Raw genomic sequence first — 16,861 nt, 5'->3', positions numbered from 1 at the left:
GCATCAAGGCGGCGAGAGAATGAATCCTCAGGAGCTTACAAAAGTAAGTGACTGAGGTGAATGAACGAAGCCAACGCAGAGGCGGCCAGAAGGATGATGGATGTAAAAAAGCCCGCTCGGAAGCAGGCTTTTATTGACTGGCTTAGCGACAGTTATTTGTCGTTTTTCAGCTTACGCATGACCAGCGTGGCATTGGTGCCACCGAAGCCGAAGCTGTTGGACATCACAGTCGTCAGCTCGCGCTGAGTGGGTTTAGTGATGATGTCCATGCCTTCTGCCTGCTCATCGAGGTTCTCGATGTTGATGCTTGGCGCGATGAAGCCGTATTCAGCCATCAGCAAGGTATAGATCGCTTCCTGAACGCCTGCGGCACCCAGCGAGTGACCGGTCATGGCTTTGGTAGAAGACAGTGCCGGGGTTTTATCGCCGAACACTTCACGGATAGCGCCCAGTTCTTTCACGTCGCCGACCGGGGTAGAAGTCCCGTGCACGTTCACGTAGTCGATTGGGGTATCCACGCCGTTCATTGCCATTTTCATGCAACGCACTGCGCCTTCACCAGATGGAGCCACCATGTCTGCGCCGTCAGACGTTGCGCCGTAGCCAACGATTTCTGCGTAGATGTGCGCGCCACGTGCCAGAGCGTGTTCCAGCTCTTCGACAACAACCATACCGCCGCCGCCTGCGATAACGAAACCGTCACGCGCTTTGTCGTAGGTACGGGAAGCTTTGTCTGGTGTTTCGTTGTAGCTGGTGGACAGTGCGCCCATCGCGTCGAATTCGCACGCCATTTCCCAGCACAGCTCTTCACCGCCACCGGCAAACACCACGTCCTGTTTGCCCAGCTGAATCATTTCTACCGCGTTACCGATGCAGTGTGCAGAGGTGGCACAGGCAGAACTGATGGAATAGTTAACACCACGAATTTTGAATGGGGTCGCAAGGCAGGCTGACACGCCGGAAGCCATCGCTTTGGTCACCATGTAAGGGCCAACGCCGCGCAGGCCTTTGGCACGCATACCGTCGGAGCCCGCAACCTGATTGCGCGGAGAACCGCCGCCGGAACCTGCAATCAGGCCGGTACGTTCGTTGGAAACCATTTCAGGGGTCAGACCGGAGTCTTCAATCGCCTGTTGCATGGAAAGGTAAGCGTAGATCGAGGCATCACTCATGAAACGCACAATCTTACGATCGATGAGGCCTGCGGTGTCTAATTTGACATCACCCCAGACGTGACTACGCATCCCGGCATCTTTCAGCTCTTGCGAGAAGGTGATCCCAGAGCGACCTTCCTGCAGAGATGCAAGAACTTCCTGCTTGTTGTTACCGATGCTCGAGATGATACCCAGGCCAGTAATCACTGCACGTTTCATTTAATACCTCTTGTACTATTCACCATTTGGGATTTCGTCACGCACTCTAGCGTACAGTTGTACGCCGAACAAGTCCGATCAGCAATTCCTTGTGTAAATCGTGGTAAATTTGCGCGGGTGCAAACGCAGCGTTAAACTCCGGCATCGCCTTGAACTGAGAGAGTTTCACGTGAGCCATAACCCGATCACGCCCGCTGAATTAAGCTGGAACGAACAGGGTACACCTGTTTCCCGACATTTTGATGACGTCTATTTTTCCAATCAGAACGGCCTGCTGGAAACGCGTCATGTTTTTCTCAATGGCAATCATTTTCCGGCGCGTTTTGCCGCTCACCCCCGCCAGTTGTGCATCATCGCCGAGACCGGTTTTGGCACCGGACTGAACTTTCTGTCGCTGTGGCAAGCCTTCGATGCGTTCCGCGAGGCGCACGCCGACGCTGTGCTGCAACGCCTGCATTTCATCAGCTACGAGAAATTCCCGCTGTCTGCCCATGATCTGGCGACAGCGCACACACAATGGCCCGAACTCGCCGCGTATTCCGCGCAGCTTTGCGAACAATGGCCGATGCCCTTTTCCGGCTGTCACCGGCTGCTGCTGGCGGACGGGCGCATCACGCTTGATCTGTGGTTCGGCGATGTGACTACCCTGCTTCCGGCATGTGACACCAGTATGAATCAGCAGGTCGACGCCTGGTTTCTCGACGGATTTGCACCTTCCAAAAACCCGGACATGTGGACGGAGGCGTTATTCCGTTCTATGGCGAAAATGACCCGCCCGCAGGGTACATTCGCCACTTTCACCGTGGCCGGTTTTGTCCGCCGCGGATTGCAGGACGCAGGTTTTGACATCAGCAAGGTGCCGGGATTCGGCGAAAAGCGGCATATGTTAGCCGGTGTGCTGCCGGCAAAAATTGATGTACCTCATCCCGCACCGTGGTATGTGCGCCCGGCGGCGAAAAATGCCACTGAATTCGCCCTTCTCGGCGGCGGCGTCGCCAGCGCCGTATTGTCGCTGGCGTTACTTCGCCGTGGCTTTGCGGTCACGCTGTATTGCGCCGATGAAAAACCGGCGCTCGGCGCTTCAGGTAACCGCCAGGGCGCGGTTTATCCGTTGCTCAATGGCCGCGGCGACACACTGGAAAACTTCTTTGCGCATGCCTTCACCTTCGCCCGCCGCCAGTATGCGCAGCTTGAAAAGCGGGATGTGCCTTTCGATCACGGCTGGAGTGGCGTCACGCAACTGGGTTATGACGAAAAAAGTCAGGGCAAAATTGACGGCATTCTCAAAGGCGGCTGGCCGGAAGCACTGGCGAAAGGGCTGAGTGAAGAAGATGTGGAAGCGTTGTGCGGATTGCCATGCGGCAGCGGCGGCGTGACGTATCCGCTCGGCGCGTGGCTGTGTCCGGCAGAACTGACGGCTTCGCTGATTGCGCTGGCCGAAACGCAGGGCTTGACGGTGCATTATCACCAGCGCGCGACCGCATTAAATTTTGACACAGATTCGCAGTGGGCGCTGACCTTTGCCGATGGCCATGTTGCCCGTCATCAGGCGGTAGTCCTGGCGAACGGCGCGGACATTACAGATTTCAGCCAGACCGCAAAACTGCCGGTTTACGCGGTCAGCGGTCAGGTTTCGCATATTCCGACCACACCGGCGCTGAGCAAACTTAAACAGGTGCTGTGTTACGACGGCTATATGACGCCGGTCAGCCCGCAGAATCAGCATCATTGTATTGGCGCAAGCTATCACCGCGCCGACAAATGCACGGATTACCTTGAGGAGGATCAGCAGGAAAACCGCCAGCGTTTACTCAACTGTTTGCCGGATCAGCAATGGCCGCATGACGTGGATGTGAGTGAAGGCGAAGCGCGAAACGGCGTACGTTGCGCGACACGGGATCATCTGCCGATGATCGGCTCGGTGTCAGATTACGACGCATTGCTGGAAAGCTATAAAAAACTGGATCTGGATATTCAGCGTCATCGCCCGGTTGCAGAAGCGCCGGTGTATGAAAATCTGTTTCTGTTTGGCGCGCTCGGCTCACGCGGTCTGAGTTCAGCGCCGCTGGGTGCGGAAATTCTGGCGGCGCAGATTGCCGGTGAACCGCTGCCGCTCGACAGTGACACGCTGGCAGCACTGAACCCGAACCGGATGTGGGTCAGAAAACTGCTGAAAGGCCGCCCGGTCGAATCGCATTAACCCGCCACTTTTCAGGCAATAAAAAAGCGCAGCCGGTTAATCCGTCGCTGCGCTTTTTTATTGCCTGAAAAGAGATTACTGAGGGAGAGATGCCTGATACAGATTTTCCCACATCCCCTGCACCAGAAGCTGATCGCGCGGCGAAAGTTCACCGGCTTTGATGGCCTTGTCCAGACCGTCCTGAACACGGAGTTTCAACGCTTCGGCGGTGTGTTCACCGTTCTCTTCCGCTTCCGCCACCGCGACGGTCAGGTGGCCTCGCAGATAGCCACTGGCAAATAACTCATCGTCGCTGGCGCTTTCGACCATATCGTCGATTAGCGTTAAAATTCGCGTTTCAAATTCTGCGATCATTACTCTTCCTCTCGTGTTCAGTTCTTATTCGATCGGCTGCAATGCAGGGAAATCTGCAGGCGTCAACGGGGCCGTATTGTAAAACGATTGTAACGCTTTAATAAAGCGCGCCGGTCTTTCAGGGATACCCTGCTCCAGCATACGCAGCACTTCTTCGCGTACTTTGTTCTGGAAACCCACGCGGTCCGGCTCGCAATCGCCGCTGAGATTGTCACAGCTAACGTTGAAACGAAAACCTGCCGCCGCACAGAACAACCATTCGTAAGATTGTGGTTTGACTTCCACTTTCTCGAATTCACTTTGTGTTTGCGCATCGCGGCCATCCGGGCAATACCAGTAGCCGAAATCAACCCGTTTACGGCGTTCGGCCCCGGCCACGCACCAGTGGGAAATTTCATGCATGCCGCTGGCGTAATAACCGTGTGCGAACACAATACGGTTAAACGGTTCTTGTTCATCAGCAGGCAGATAGATCGGTTCGTCGTCGCCTTTCACTAAGCGAACGTTGAATTCCTCAAAAAAGCAGGAATCAAAAATGTCGATCAGTTGATGATAGTTATGTGTTGCAGTCGAATCAGACATAATTGCAGTGAAACTCGTTAAAGTAAGATCAGGGGCGACAATATACCCCTGTTTAAACCCGTGTTTTCATGACTTCGGGCAAGCATTCTGCTGCTCCGGACATTATAAATGCAGGCTTAACCACTGATGAATTTCGGCACCATGATTGTCGTAAATCAGCTTGCAGCTCATCACCACGGAAACGATAACCACCATCGGGCGGATCATCTTCTGCCCCTTACTGAGCACCATACGTGCGCCCAGTCGTGCGCCGATAAACTGTCCGGCGGCCATGACAAATCCCAGCACCCAGATCACTTTGCCGCCCAGTATAAAGAAGATCAGCCCGCCCAGGTTTGAGGTGAAATTCAGGACTTTCGCATGTGCCGTGGCTTTTGCCAGATTAAACCCGCATAACGTCACAAAAGCCAGTGCGTTGAAAGACCCTGCGCCGGGGCCGAAAAAGCCGTCGTAGAAACCCACGCAACCGCCGCCTACCAGCGCATACGGCAGAGCATTTAAGCGCCTTGCCCGGTCACTTTCGCCCAGACGCGGCGTCAGTAAAAAATACAAACCGATGCAGATGATCAGCAGCGGTAAAACCTGACGCAATATGTCGGCGCGCAGATGCTGGATAAGGATCGCGCCGATCACCGAACCGGTAAAGGTACAGGCAATGTTCAGCTTCTGATCGTTGAGATCCACCACGCCACGCCGCACAAAGTAAAGACTGGCAGAGAAAGATCCGCCGATCGATGACAGCTTATTGGTGGCAATGGCCTGCGCCGGTGACACACCTGCCGCCAGCAGCGCTGGCAGGCTGATCAGCCCGCCGCCACCTGCAATGGAATCAATGAAACCGGCAAACAGTGCAACGAAAAATAAAACAACCAAAACCCACGGGGCAACAATCAACCAGTCCATTTTTCTGTCAGCTCGCTATGCGTGGCGAAGGGTGAGTAAAACGTATTAAAGAACGTGTTTATCCAGCAGCGCCTGACACGAAGGCGGCAACGGAGGCGGCTCTTTTTTCACAGGGATTCCGCTGCCCGGCTTGGGTGGCAGGAACCAGCTTTGCAGCTCAGCGCCACAGCCATCACCCGGAGGCGGCGGTGCCTGATTTTCACATTCGAGGTTACCGACCGGACAACGCAGACGAACGTGCATGTGCGCGCGATGACCAAACCACGGACGCACCTTATGCAGCCATTCACGATCCGTTCCGGCATCCAGACAAAGCTGTTGTTTGATGGCCGGATTGACGAAGATCCGTACCACGTCTTTATCTTGCGCTGCCATTTTTATCAGCGTTTCGATCCGTGGCTGCCACTGAGCTGGCACAATGGATTTACCGTTGGCGCTGACCAGATCGATAGGCTGCGGCTTGAGCAACATCTGTTCGCTCCAGCGCTGACGCGGCAGTTGCAGCCAGATGTCCACATCCAGCCCGGACTGATGACTGGCGTGACCACTGCTAAAGCGCCCGCCAGCCGGCATCGCCATATCCCCGACCAGCATGGTGCCCAGCCCTTTTTGCTGAGCCTGTGTGCCCAGACGGGTGATGAACGCCAGTAAATCCGGCTGGCCGAAATAGCGACGCTGATCGGTACGCATTACCTGATAGGCCGGAGAGTTCAGCGGCAGCGGCTGTGCGCCAACCTGACAACCATTGGCATAACTGCCAATCGCTTGCGGCGTGCCGGAAATGGGCTGGGTGATTTTCTGCCACGGCGTTACGGCTATGGCAGGTGCGCAAAGTGCAAGCGCCAGAAAACTGACGCAAACAGCACGAAACGCAGGTAGCGTGCGTAAAGGATTCATCAGATAAATTACCAGCGTGGCACTGTGGAGTGGACGTCGCCGTTCTGAGCACGCTGACGCAGTAAATGATCCATCAGTACAATCGCCATCATTGCTTCGGCAATCGGCACCGCGCGGATACCGACACACGGGTCATGGCGACCTTTGGTAATCATCTCAACCTGCTCGCCTTCGCGGTTAATCGTACGGCCGGGAACGGTAATGCTGGAAGTCGGTTTCAGCGCCAGATGCGCTACGACCGGCTGGCCGCTGCTGATCCCGCCAAGAATGCCGCCAGCGTGGTTGCTTTCGAAACCCTTCGGTGTGATTTCGTCACGATTTTCGCTGCCGCGTTTTGCGACAACCGCAAAACCGTCACCAATTTCAACGCCTTTCACCGCATTAATGCTCATCAGCGCGTGCGCCAGATCGGCATCCAGACGGTCAAACACCGGTTCACCAAGACCGACCGGCACGTGATCCGCCACGACGGTGATTTTGGCACCAATCGAATCGCCTTCTTTTTTCAGCGCGCGCATCAGTTCATCCAGCGCTTCCAGCTTGCTTTCATCCGGGCAGAAGAACGGGTTGGTTTCCACCAGATCCCAGTCTTTCAGTTCGCAGGTGATATCGCCCATTTGCGACATATATCCGCGCACTTTAACGCCGAATTTTTCCAGCAGATATTTCTTGGCAACCGCACCTGCGGCCACGCGCATCGCGGTTTCACGGGCAGACGAACGACCGCCGCCACGGTAATCGCGCACGCCGTATTTTTGCTCGTAGGTGTAATCGGCATGTCCCGGACGGAACACGTCTTTGATCGCGCTGTAATCCTGCGAACGCTGATCGGTATTCTGGATAATCAGACCGATGCTGGTGCCGGTGGTCACGCCTTCAAACACGCCCGAAAGAATTTTCACTTCGTCGGCTTCGCGGCGCTGCGTGGTGTAACGCGAGGTGCCCGGACGACGACGGTCGAGATCGTGTTGCAGGTCTGCTTCGGTCAGCGAAATACCCGGCGGCACGCCGTCAATAATACAGCCCAGTGCCACACCGTGGGATTCGCCAAAAGTAGTGACGCGGAAAAACTGCCCAATACTGTTCCCTGCCATCACGGCTCCTTAACCATTATGTTGATTGTTTTCTGAATGACCGGCACAACACCGGTCATGATTGTCAGCGATGACGGGTATATCAGTCGCGGTATGCGCGGAACTCTTCGGCACAATCGACGAGCTGCTGTTTAGTCAGCATAAAGACACCGTCGCCGCCGTTTTCAAATTCCAGCCAGGTGAACGGGATCTGAGGATACTGTTCCATCAGATGCACCATGCTGTTGCCCACTTCGCAAATCAGTACGCCGTTATCGGTCAGGTAATCCGGCGCGCAGGCCAGAATGCGGCGGGTCAGTTTCAGACCGTCGCTGCCGGAAGCCAGACCCAGAACCGGCTCGTGGCGGTATTCCTGCGGCAAATCTGACATGTCTTCTTCGTCCACATACGGCGGATTGGTGACAATCAGGTCGTATTGCAGCGGCGGCAATTCGCGGAACAGGTCAGAGCGGATTGGCGTGACCCAGTTCTCGATACCGTGCGTGTCGATATTGCGCTCCGCCACGGCCAGCGCGTCGGCAGAAATGTCGACGGCATCGACTTCGGTTTCAGGGAACGCGTAAGCGCAGGCAATGGCAATGCAGCCGCTGCCGGTACACATATCCAGAATGTGTTGGGGCTGTTCGCTCAGAATGCCGGAAAAACGGTTGCTGATCAGCTCACCAATTGGCGAACGGGGCACCAGTACGCGTTCATCGACATAGAATTCCATGTCACAGAACCAGGCTTTGTTAGTCAGATAGGCAACCGGAACACGCTCATTAACGCGGCGGATGACTCGTTCAACAATGCGGTGGCGCTCACTGGATGTCAGGCGCGCGGTGTGCATATCTTCAGGAATGTCCAGCGGCAAAAACACGCTTGGCAAGACCAGTTGCACTGCTTCGTCCCACGGATTATCGGTGCCGTGACCGTAATAGACATTGGCCGCGTTCAGGCGGCTGACGGTCCAGCGCAGCATATCCTGAATGGTATGCAGTTCACTGACAGCTTCGTCGACGAAAATTTTGTCCAATTTTATTCTCCAGGCAGTGCACGGGTTTTTAACAGACGTTTAACCCATTATTTGCCGCATAGTTTGCCACGAAGCCTGCCACAAATCAGCAGCTAGTCAACGCACTTGCGCGATGTCTCGAAGAATTTAACCCTGAGTTTTCTTTAAACCGCAGGGGGACGGAAGGTACACTGTCTGTATTGAACGAAAATGACGATAAAAAAATGAAGAAAAAACACCTGCTCAGCCCCGAGGAAGCGGCGTTATTCCGCGAGGCTGTTCCGGGCATCAAGCGCCTGAAAAACGATACGATTACTCACCGCCCGCTACGGAAAAAGGTATCAGAACTGTCGCCTAAAAAGCTGATTCAGGAACAGGTGGACGCGAGTTATTATTTTTCCGATGAATTCCAGCCGATGTTGCAGGAAGAAGGCCCGGTTCGCCATATCCGGCCTGACGTCAGTCATTTCGAATTGAAAAAATTGCGCCGCGGGGATTATTCACCCGAACTGTTTCTGGATTTACATGGTTTAACACAGAAAGAAGCTAAGCAGGAACTGGGCGCGCTGATCGCCGCCTGCCGCCGCGAGCATGTGCATTGCGCCTGCGTAATGCACGGTCACGGCAAACATATTCTCAAGCAGCAAACTCCGCTGTGGCTGGCACAGCATCCTGATGTCGAAGCCTTCCATCAGGCCCCAAAAGAGTTCGGCGGCAACGCCGCTTTGCTGGTGCTGGTGGAGCTGGACGACAAAATCAGCTGACCGCAAACTCAACACCGATATCCAGAAACGAGAAAGGCACAGCAGAAGCTGTGCCTTTCTTTGTTTAGTTTTCCGTCCCGGAAAACTAAACCTTAGCCATCACCTGGCATGGGCTGAACTGCCAGTCGAAAGTCCCCTGCCCGGTTTCACCGTTCAGTTCAACACTTGCCATCGCGGAAGTGGCGAACATCGGGGGGCAAACACCCGGACACAGCTCTGCCACCAGATAACCGACCAGCGGCAGGTGAGATACCACCAGTACCGCGCTGACGCCGGTCAGCGCCAGATGCTGCAGTTCACTGGCGACCACAGCAGGATCTCCGCCCGGTGTCAGTTCTTTCAGAATATCAATCTCAACGTTTTCAGGCAGCGCCAGACACTGGCGCACTTTTTCAAGCGTCTGCTGCGCACGCAGGTACGGACTGACCAGAACGCGGTCAATTTTGACGCCACGGCCATTCAGCCAGGCAGCCATATGTACTGATTCGTCACATCCGCATTCGCTTAAGGGGCGAACTGAATCGCTTGCAGCTTCGAGAACTGCATCACCGTGACGCATGATTACAACTTGCATATTGCACCGCTTTTGTTAACAAAAATAGCGCCATACAGAAACGCCTTGCGTGCTGTATTACCCATTGCCCAGCATTTCAATCACTGTCTGATTGATGTCTCTCATTACAAGATAGCTGTCAGGCAGTACATCCACTTAACGCGCTGTGCCCACATGCTTTGCATGGTAAGCATCAGCGGTCGGGCATTTTGCCTGAAACTTCACGTAAAGAAAACGCTGTTTTTTACACCAACCCTTACCGCTTGTAAACTATTCAGGCGATTTTTTAACCACTCAGGTTGTAGATCAATCGCTTGGGATTGTTTCTGTACAAAGTCATTCCCACCATAAAAAAGATCCCGCGGGCATTTGTCTGACTGCAAGCATGAAGCATGATCCGTTCCAGATTCTCGCGAAACTCAGCAATAAGCAGTGACCACAATCACACTTTACTGACCTTATCGCCTGTCCCGCTATCTGAACAGAACCGTTCTCCCTGATGCGCCCGACGTAATAGCCCTTCGCATGGGGTGAAGCGCTCACCATACTGATGCGCCAGTCGCTCCAGTGTCTTCACCACACTGGCGATGCCCAACTGGTCCATGTAACGGAACGGTCCCCCAAGGAATGGCGGGAAGCCAATTCCGAACACGGCACCAAGATCGCCATCCCGCGCACTGCGGATCACGTTTTCATCCAGACAACGTACGGCTTCGTTGAGCATCAGCATCACACAACGGTGGGCGATCTCATCTTCTGATTGCTGCACTTTTGGCGTAACATTCAGCAGACGGTAAATCGCCGGATCGACCTGTTTCTTCTTCGCCGCCCGCCCTTTCTGCCCGTAAAGGTAGAAACCTTTACCGTTCTTACGCCCTTTTCGGTCGTCTTTCAGCACTGCATCAAAACCGGAGGGTGCGGCAAAACGCTCACCAAAAGCATCCACCAGAATCGGACCAATTTTTGTGCCGACATCAATGCCCACTTCATCCAGCAACTGGATGGGCCCGACCGGGAAACCAAAATTCACCAGCGCTTTGTCGATGTGATCGACCGGTTCACCAGCCAGTAAGCAACGCGCCGCTTCATTGATGTAAGGCGCAAGAATGCGGTTTACGTAGAATCCGGCACTGTCGCCCACCACAATCGCCGTTTTCCCCTGTTTCCTGGCCAGCGAGACCGTTGTCGAAATCGTCTGCGCACTGGTGCCCGCATGCGGGATCACTTCCACCAGCGGCATTTTATCCACCGGGCTGAAATAGTGCAGTCCGATCACCTGTTCCGGCCTGTCAGCCTGCTCTGCAATCTTATGAATGGGCAGAGAAGAGGTGTTTGAGGCAAAAATCGTATGGGGGGCAGCATTTTGCTCGATTTCTGCCACCATGGCTTGCTTGAGCAATAAATCCTCAAACACCGCTTCCACCACGATATCAATCTGCGCAAAACCGCTGTAATCCGTGGTGCCGGAAATCAGCATCATCTGCCGTTGCTGTTCGTTGCGGGTCAACCTGCGGCCTCGCACCTTTTTCTCCAGCAAATCCCAGCTGTATTTCAGGGCATGACGGATGCCTTCGTGATTAATGTCTTTAATACGCACCGGCAGACCGGCTTTGGTGGCAGTCACATTCGCGATACCGCCGCCCATCAGGCCACCACCGAGAATACCTGCACGGCGAACCGGCAAGGGTTCGGCATCGCCGCCCTTTTCTTTTTTCAGCGCGGTGGAGGCGAAAAACAGGCCGCGCAATGCCGCAGATTCCGGGGTCATCACCAGCTCGCCAAAAGCTTTAGCTTCCGCCTGATAGCCGCTACCACTGCCCTGATCCAGCCCGGTTTTCACCACATCTATGATTTTTTCGGTGGCAGGATAATTGCCGTGCGTTTTTGCCTGCGTCTGTTTGCGTACAAAATGGAACAGCAAACTTTTGCCCAACGGACCACCGGCCAGACGCGCCTGCCACGGCAATGGCGGACGTGATTTACGTCCTTTTGCCACACGTTCCAGCGCCGTTTGCAGCAAAATAGAATACGGTACTGCGTCATCCACCAGCCCCATTCTCAGCGCCTGCTTCGCGCGAACACTGCGACCGGTTAACATCAACTCCAGCGCTTTAGGCGCGCCGATAAGCCGCGGAAGCCGCTGCGTACCCCCGGAACCCGGCAGTAAACCCAGTTGTACTTCCGGCAGGCCGAGTTGCGTTTTTTCATCCAGCGAACACACGCGGGCATGGCACGCCAGCGCCAGTTCCAGACCACCGCCGAGACAGCTACCATGAATGGCCGCCACCACCGGCACGGAAAAGGACGCAATCTGCGACATCACCGTCTGGCCCTTTTGCGCCAGTTCACTGGCTTCGGCAGCGGTCCGGCAACCGGAAATCATCGTGATATCCGCACCGGCAATGAACGAGTCCGGTTTGCCGGAAATCAGCACCAGACCTTTCAGATTGGGATACTGCTGCGCTTTTTGCAAAATGGCACAGATTTGCTGAGCAAATTCAGCCCTTAAGGTATTCACTTTTTCACCGGGAACATCGATGGTGATAATCCCCACGTGTTCAGCAGTAAACATCAGCGAAAAAGCAGAAGCCGGTTCGGCAGCTTCCGTATCTGCCGGATTCAGATTTTCCATATTATCTCTCATTGCGCGGCCTCCAGAATCATTGCCGCACCCAGGCCGCCCGCTGCGCAAGCCGTCGTCAGCCCGTAACGGCCTCCCCGACGGCGTAATTCGTGCAGCGTTTGCGTAATCATGCGTGCGCCGGTGGCCGCAAAAGGATGTCCGTAGGCCAGTGAACCGCCCAGAACATTGAATTTATCCCAGTCTATTTCGCCAACTGCCTGACTGCGCCCGAGTTTTTCGCGGGCGAATTCATCACTGGCTAACATTTTGATATTCGCCAGCGTCTGCGCGGCAAACGCTTCGTGCATATCGATAAGATCCAAATCACCCAGCGTCAGCCCTGCGCGGTCCAGCGCCAGCGGCGTGGCATAAGCAGGCCCGAGAAGCATATCTTCCCAGACGTCGATGGCAGCAAATGCGAAACTTTTCAGGTAGCCGAGAGGTTCAAGGCCCAGTTCACGCGCACGGGATTCACTCATCATTAATACCGCCGCCGCACCGTCAGTCAGCGGCGTGCTGGTGGCAGCGGTAACAGTGCCGTGTTTGCGGTCAAACGCCGGACGTAATTTGGCGTACTGGCTGATTTCAGAATTCAGGCGGATGTTGTTGTCTTTTTGCAGCACTTCGCGGTAAGGCGGAATCTGCGCTGCCATCACCTGCGAGCTTAAATAACCCTGCTCCCACGCCTGTGCAGCCAGCGTATGAGAACGGTGCGCCAGCTCATCCTGCTGCGCACGGCTGATATTGTGGCTTTTCGCCATCTGCTCAGCGGTATCCCCCATGCGCAGACCGGTAGAATATTCGGCTACTGCCGGCGGCACCGGCAATAAATCACGCAGTTTCAGTTTGCTGAAAATGGAAAGGCGCTGCGACAGAGTGCGCGCTTTATTAACATCCACCAGGGCGCGGGCGAGACGTTTGCTGACGCCAATCGGCAGTACTGAAGAAGAATCCGCTCCGCCTGCGATCCCGACCTGCACCATGCCGCTCATAATGCTTTCGGCCACGTTGGCGACCGCCTGAAAACTGGTGGCGCAGGCACGTGAAACGCTGTACGCATCGGTCGACACATTCATGCCGGTGCCGAGCACAATTTCGCGGGCGATATTCGGCGCTTCCGGCATCTGGACTACCTGGCCGAAAACCAGCTGGTCGATGTGCTTCGGGTCTATCCCACTTTTTGCCAGCAGCTCACTGACCACAATTTTGCCGAGATCGACAGCAGGAATGCCGTGATAAGCGGTGGCCTGTTTGGCAAACGGCGTGCGCAAGCCGTCGACAATCGCAATGCGATCGCCCTCACGCGTCACCAGTGGAATAACGTTATTCATACGAGCTCCTGAGAAAAATAGGGTCCTAAGAGGTCAGACCTGATAACTCAGTTTTAACTATGTATTTACATTTGGCAAAGTGAAAGGCAATGAAGTGCGAGCAACAGCAAATTTTTCTGAAATAAGAATGAGAAGAAAGGCGGCAGGCAGAAATAGCAGACAAAAAAATACCGCTTATTTAAGCGGTATTACAACTTCCCCTAAATAATTTGAGTCGCAGGAAGGCGGCAATCGAAGTAATCCCGATGAGCTGACATAAGTCAGTGATTCGGGTTACTGAGTGCAGCCAACGCATCTGCGGCTCAAAGTATGACGGGGATTAACGCAGCCCGAGCTGGAAGATCATCGTTTCAGCCTGACAGCTGAAAGTAAAATCGATATTCAGTTCAACACCGCCTGCCACTTTTTCGATACGGCTGGTGATTTCGCACGGCTCAGATTCTACGCCGCGAGCACGTTCGGTCAGGGCTTGCAGGGTTTCTTTCGCCTGGGCTTCGGTTTCGAAAACGCGGCTGTAAGAAGCAGTGCAATCAGTGTTGTCCATGATGGTACCCACATCTACACAACAGCAGGCTGCGGTTTCTTCCGCACCACATTTGTTGATGGAATGCAGAGGTTGAGTGGATTTAGAGGACATGGTTACGTCAGACATAATTTCTCCCCGGCACCAACGGCAACATCCACCGTCTGGCCTGTTTGCGAATAAAGTTTTATTTCCAGCCTGTATTTTACGCCACCTCTCTGACAACACACTAGCACTTACTTATTATGTGCCTTTCAGGTGATCCAGATCACGTATATGTAAGTAATCGATGATTACAGCGTTATTGTTCTCACTTTAACGTTTCTTAATTGAACTTTTATTGTTTGTTTTTTGTTAAGCAGATCCAATTTCTTGCATCAAATAAGAAATATCAACGAAACATTATTGCAACTTCACCACAGGTCAGACCTATACTTCGCTCACTGGTCTGATTTGTCAGACTGATAACGGACCCTACAATCCCGCGCTCATTGTTACTCCATGTAACATTGTTTGATAAAAAACATAAAATTGAGGTTTTGGTCATGAACCAGAAAAACCTGTTTAAAAGATCAGCTCTGGCAGCTGCAGTGGCAATTGTTTCCTCCAACGTATATGCAGCAGGTTTTCAGTTAAATGAATATACCGCTGCGGGTTTAGGTCGCTCTTTCTCGGGTGAAGGTGCCATCGCTGACACCGCGGCATCCGGGAGCCGTAACCCGGCAACCATGACCATGTTTGATCGTCCTTCCTTCTCCGCGGGCGCGATTTATATCGACCCGGATGTCAAAGTGACGGGCAACTCGCCGGTTACAGGTCAGAGCACTGATGCGGATAACATTGCACCGAATCAGTGGGTACCGAACCTGCACTTTATTATGCCGCTCAATGATCAATGGGCCGTCGGTGCATCAGCTACGTCAAACTATGGTCTGGCGACAGAATTCAGCGATAATTATCCGGCAGGCCCGATCGGCGGCGAAACTGACCTCACTACCGTCAACACTAACTTAAGCGTTGCTTACCGTTTGAACCAGCATTTCAGCTTCGGCCTGGGCTTTGATGCCGTTTACGCGAAAGCTAAATTCCGTCGTACCGCCGGTGAACTGGTGCCAATTCAAACCGGTGGCCGGCTGCCTGCGGATACGGAAGCCGCCAAGCTGAAAGGCAATGAGTGGGGCTACGGCTGGAACGCCGGTATCCTGTATGAAGTGGATGATAATAACCGCTACGGCTTCACCTACCGTTCTGAAGTCAAAATTGACTTCGATGGCGAATACCGCAACGGCATTCCAAAAGCCTTAGGCGGGACTGGCGGTCAAACTGTTCCGGGTTCCCTGACCCTGAACCTGCCAGAAATGTGGGAAGTGTCCGGTTATAACCGTGTGGCACCAAAATGGGCGATTCACTACAGCCTGGCTTACACCAGCTGGAGCCAGTTCCAGGAGCTGAAAGCCACCGGTTCTAACGGCCAGACGCTGTTCCAGAAAGATGAAGGCTTTCATGATGCTTACCGCATCGCGTTGGGTACCACCTACTACTATGACGATAACTGGACGTTCCGTACCGGTATCGCCTTTGATGACAGCCCGGTTCCGGCAGATAACCGCACCATTTCTATCCCGGATCAGGATCGCTTCTGGATTTCAGCCGGTACCACTTACGCCTTCAATAAAGACGCATCTGTGGACGTCGGTGTCTCCTATATGCATGGCCAGACGGTGAACATCAGTGAGAAAGTCGCTGATGGTGTACCGAATTACGAATACCAGGCCAAAGGGACCGCCATGCTGTACGGCGCGAACTTTAACTACAGCTTCTGATGAACTGAGTGATACGCCTGATATAAAAAAAGCGCCAGAAGGCGCTTTTTTTGTGTGTCCGGAACGGTTATTCCGAGTCGATATCTTTCAGGTCGCCCTGAATCAGTGCGGCGTTCGGGTTTTCCTGCGGCATCAGCTGACCGCCTCTTGCCAGGAAATCATGACGCTGGAAGTAAGCCTCACGTATAAACAGATACGGATCAGAAGAGTTACGGATCAGGCCATCAGAATCGAGCAGTTCTGCACGGGTTTCCACCCCTTCCAGTACCCATTTACCGGCTGACATCCAGAATGTCAGATAGCTGAGCATCGGATACAAATCATCAACCAGATCACCGCCTTCATCACGAATTGTCGCGCTGCCGTAACCTGGCAGAACCACATACGGGCCGTAACCCACGCCGTAATGGCCAAGCGTGCTGCCAAAGCCCTGCGCCTCTTCACGCGCCAGTTTCGGGTTCGCCATCCCGGCGACGTCGATCAGTCCCCCCATCCCTAAAATGGTGTTCAGGAAGAAGCGGTTAAAGTGGATCGCTGCACGGTACGGATCGCCTTTCAGCAAGGAGTTAACCATGCTGGCCGGTTCATCCAGGTTGCTCAGGAAGTTGCTGGTACCGTTACGCGCCGGTTGCGGCACGTAATCACGCCACGCCACCGCGACAGGGCGCACAAGATACGGATCCATATAGTTATAGTTGAAGTCGAACATCACCCGGTTGAAACCTTCGAGCGGATCAGAACGTCCCTGCTGTTCGCTGTCCGATGATCCGGATGTGCCGGCACAACCGACCAGTAAAACTGTCGCAAACGCCAGCCCAGTCAGGCGTAAGTTCATGGATATCTCCCT

At 54.1% G+C, this 16,861-nt stretch carries 15 protein-coding genes; 3 read left to right on the top strand and 12 right to left on the bottom strand.

Features of this window, described 5'->3' with window-relative positions:
• Positions 1-152: 152 nt before the first annotated feature.
• Positions 153-1,373 (bottom strand): beta-ketoacyl-ACP synthase I, encoded by a 1,221-nt coding sequence (fabB, locus tag DXU84_RS04230; RefSeq protein ID WP_013574545.1) that lies wholly within the window; start codon positions 1,371-1,373, stop codon positions 153-155.
• 169 nt (positions 1,374-1,542) lie between these two features.
• On the opposite strand from fabB, the gene mnmC reads away from it, so the two are divergent.
• Positions 1,543-3,573, top strand: a complete 2,031-nt coding sequence (gene mnmC / locus DXU84_RS04225) for a bifunctional tRNA (5-methylaminomethyl-2-thiouridine)(34)-methyltransferase MnmD/FAD-dependent 5-carboxymethylaminomethyl-2-thiouridine(34) oxidoreductase MnmC (RefSeq protein WP_370461718.1) — start codon at positions 1,543-1,545, stop codon at positions 3,571-3,573.
• A 75-nt stretch (positions 3,574-3,648) separates the two neighbouring features.
• On the opposite strand, the gene DXU84_RS04220 is transcribed toward mnmC, so the two are convergent.
• The 6 genes from DXU84_RS04220 to prmB form a co-directional block, all read right to left on the bottom strand.
• On the bottom strand, positions 3,649-3,927 hold the full coding sequence (locus DXU84_RS04220; RefSeq protein ID WP_013574543.1) for a YfcL family protein: 279 nt from the start codon (positions 3,925-3,927) through the stop codon (positions 3,649-3,651).
• A gap of 24 nt (positions 3,928-3,951) precedes the next feature.
• Positions 3,952-4,509 carry an elongation factor P hydroxylase gene (locus tag DXU84_RS04215; RefSeq protein WP_013574542.1) on the bottom strand — a complete coding sequence of 186 codons (558 nt, stop codon included), beginning with the start codon at positions 4,507-4,509 and terminating at the stop codon, positions 3,952-3,954.
• A 102-nt stretch (positions 4,510-4,611) separates the two neighbouring features.
• A complete protein-coding gene (locus DXU84_RS04210) occupies positions 4,612-5,412 on the bottom strand; it encodes a sulfite exporter TauE/SafE family protein (protein WP_153374917.1) in 801 nt (266 codons plus the stop codon).
• 45 nt (positions 5,413-5,457) lie between these two features.
• Positions 5,458-6,309: a penicillin-insensitive murein endopeptidase gene (gene mepA, locus DXU84_RS04205; protein WP_013574540.1), complete on the bottom strand. Its 852-nt coding sequence runs from the start codon at positions 6,307-6,309 to the stop codon at positions 5,458-5,460.
• An 8-nt stretch (positions 6,310-6,317) separates the two neighbouring features.
• The gene (gene aroC, locus DXU84_RS04200; protein WP_013574539.1) at positions 6,318-7,403 is read right to left on the bottom strand and encodes a chorismate synthase; all 1,086 of its coding nucleotides are present in this window, start codon (positions 7,401-7,403) and stop codon (positions 6,318-6,320) included.
• Between the two features lie 82 nt (positions 7,404-7,485).
• Positions 7,486-8,418, bottom strand: coding sequence for a 50S ribosomal protein L3 N(5)-glutamine methyltransferase (gene prmB / locus DXU84_RS04195; RefSeq protein WP_013574538.1), 933 nt, complete (start codon positions 8,416-8,418; stop codon positions 7,486-7,488).
• Between the two features lie 203 nt (positions 8,419-8,621).
• Between prmB and smrB the strand changes: the two genes are divergently transcribed.
• Complete coding sequence (gene smrB / locus DXU84_RS04190) at positions 8,622-9,161, top strand: endonuclease SmrB (RefSeq protein ID WP_013574537.1); 540 nt, start codon at positions 8,622-8,624, stop codon at positions 9,159-9,161.
• An 85-nt stretch (positions 9,162-9,246) separates the two neighbouring features.
• On the opposite strand, the gene sixA is transcribed toward smrB, so the two are convergent.
• The 4 genes from sixA to DXU84_RS04170 all read right to left on the bottom strand — a co-directional run bounded on the left by sixA (position 9,247) and on the right by DXU84_RS04170 (position 14,320).
• A complete protein-coding gene (sixA, locus tag DXU84_RS04185) occupies positions 9,247-9,735 on the bottom strand; it encodes a phosphohistidine phosphatase SixA (RefSeq protein ID WP_013574536.1) in 489 nt (162 codons plus the stop codon).
• 421 nt (positions 9,736-10,156) lie between these two features.
• On the bottom strand, positions 10,157-12,358 hold the full coding sequence (gene fadJ / locus DXU84_RS04180; protein ID WP_153374915.1) for a fatty acid oxidation complex subunit alpha FadJ: 2,202 nt from the start codon (positions 12,356-12,358) through the stop codon (positions 10,157-10,159).
• Positions 12,355-13,668 (bottom strand): acetyl-CoA C-acyltransferase FadI, encoded by a 1,314-nt coding sequence (gene fadI / locus DXU84_RS04175; protein ID WP_013574534.1) that lies wholly within the window; start codon positions 13,666-13,668, stop codon positions 12,355-12,357. The genes fadJ and fadI overlap by 4 nt, the downstream gene beginning before the upstream one ends.
• A 319-nt stretch (positions 13,669-13,987) precedes the next feature.
• On the bottom strand, positions 13,988-14,320 hold the full coding sequence (locus DXU84_RS04170; RefSeq protein WP_013574533.1) for a YfcZ/YiiS family protein: 333 nt from the start codon (positions 14,318-14,320) through the stop codon (positions 13,988-13,990).
• Between the two features lie 416 nt (positions 14,321-14,736).
• On the opposite strand from DXU84_RS04170, the gene fadL reads away from it, so the two are divergent.
• The gene (gene fadL / locus DXU84_RS04165; RefSeq protein ID WP_013574532.1) at positions 14,737-16,014 is read left to right on the top strand and encodes a long-chain fatty acid transporter FadL; all 1,278 of its coding nucleotides are present in this window, start codon (positions 14,737-14,739) and stop codon (positions 16,012-16,014) included.
• Between the two features lie 67 nt (positions 16,015-16,081).
• Here fadL and mlaA read toward each other — a convergent pair whose 3' ends face one another.
• Positions 16,082-16,849 (bottom strand): phospholipid-binding lipoprotein MlaA, encoded by a 768-nt coding sequence (mlaA, locus tag DXU84_RS04160; RefSeq protein WP_013574531.1) that lies wholly within the window; start codon positions 16,847-16,849, stop codon positions 16,082-16,084.
• Between the last annotated feature and the right edge of the window lie 12 nt (positions 16,850-16,861).

The sequence above is a fragment of the Rahnella sp. RcJ3 genome, assembly GCF_009498575.1.
In the GTDB taxonomy this organism is placed as follows: Bacteria; Pseudomonadota; Gammaproteobacteria; order Enterobacterales; family Enterobacteriaceae; genus Rahnella; species Rahnella aceris.
Note: the sequence above shows the minus strand (reverse complement) of the source record. Positions and strands in the feature narration are given on the sequence as shown.

Excerpts from the sequence above, each read along its gene's own strand:
- fabB (WP_013574545.1), bottom strand. The coding sequence starts at position 1,373 with ATGAAACGTGCAGTGATTACTGGCCTGGGTATCATCTCGAGCATCGGT.
- DXU84_RS04220 (WP_013574543.1), bottom strand. The coding sequence starts at position 3,927 with ATGATCGCAGAATTTGAAACGCGAATTTTAACGCTAATCGACGATATG.
- DXU84_RS04215 (WP_013574542.1), bottom strand. The coding sequence starts at position 4,509 with ATGTCTGATTCGACTGCAACACATAACTATCATCAACTGATCGACATT.
- DXU84_RS04210 (WP_153374917.1), bottom strand. The coding sequence starts at position 5,412 with ATGGACTGGTTGATTGTTGCCCCGTGGGTTTTGGTTGTTTTATTTTTC.
- mepA (WP_013574540.1), bottom strand. The coding sequence starts at position 6,309 with ATGAATCCTTTACGCACGCTACCTGCGTTTCGTGCTGTTTGCGTCAGT.
- aroC (WP_013574539.1), bottom strand. The coding sequence starts at position 7,403 with ATGGCAGGGAACAGTATTGGGCAGTTTTTCCGCGTCACTACTTTTGGC.
- smrB (WP_013574537.1), top strand. The coding sequence starts at position 8,622 with ATGAAGAAAAAACACCTGCTCAGCCCCGAGGAAGCGGCGTTATTCCGC.
- sixA (WP_013574536.1), bottom strand. The coding sequence starts at position 9,735 with ATGCAAGTTGTAATCATGCGTCACGGTGATGCAGTTCTCGAAGCTGCA.
- fadJ (WP_153374915.1), bottom strand. The coding sequence starts at position 12,358 with ATGAGAGATAATATGGAAAATCTGAATCCGGCAGATACGGAAGCTGCC.
- fadI (WP_013574534.1), bottom strand. The coding sequence starts at position 13,668 with ATGAATAACGTTATTCCACTGGTGACGCGTGAGGGCGATCGCATTGCG.
- DXU84_RS04170 (WP_013574533.1), bottom strand. The coding sequence starts at position 14,320 with ATGTCTGACGTAACCATGTCCTCTAAATCCACTCAACCTCTGCATTCC.
- fadL (WP_013574532.1), top strand. The coding sequence starts at position 14,737 with ATGAACCAGAAAAACCTGTTTAAAAGATCAGCTCTGGCAGCTGCAGTG.
- mlaA (WP_013574531.1), bottom strand. The coding sequence starts at position 16,849 with ATGAACTTACGCCTGACTGGGCTGGCGTTTGCGACAGTTTTACTGGTC.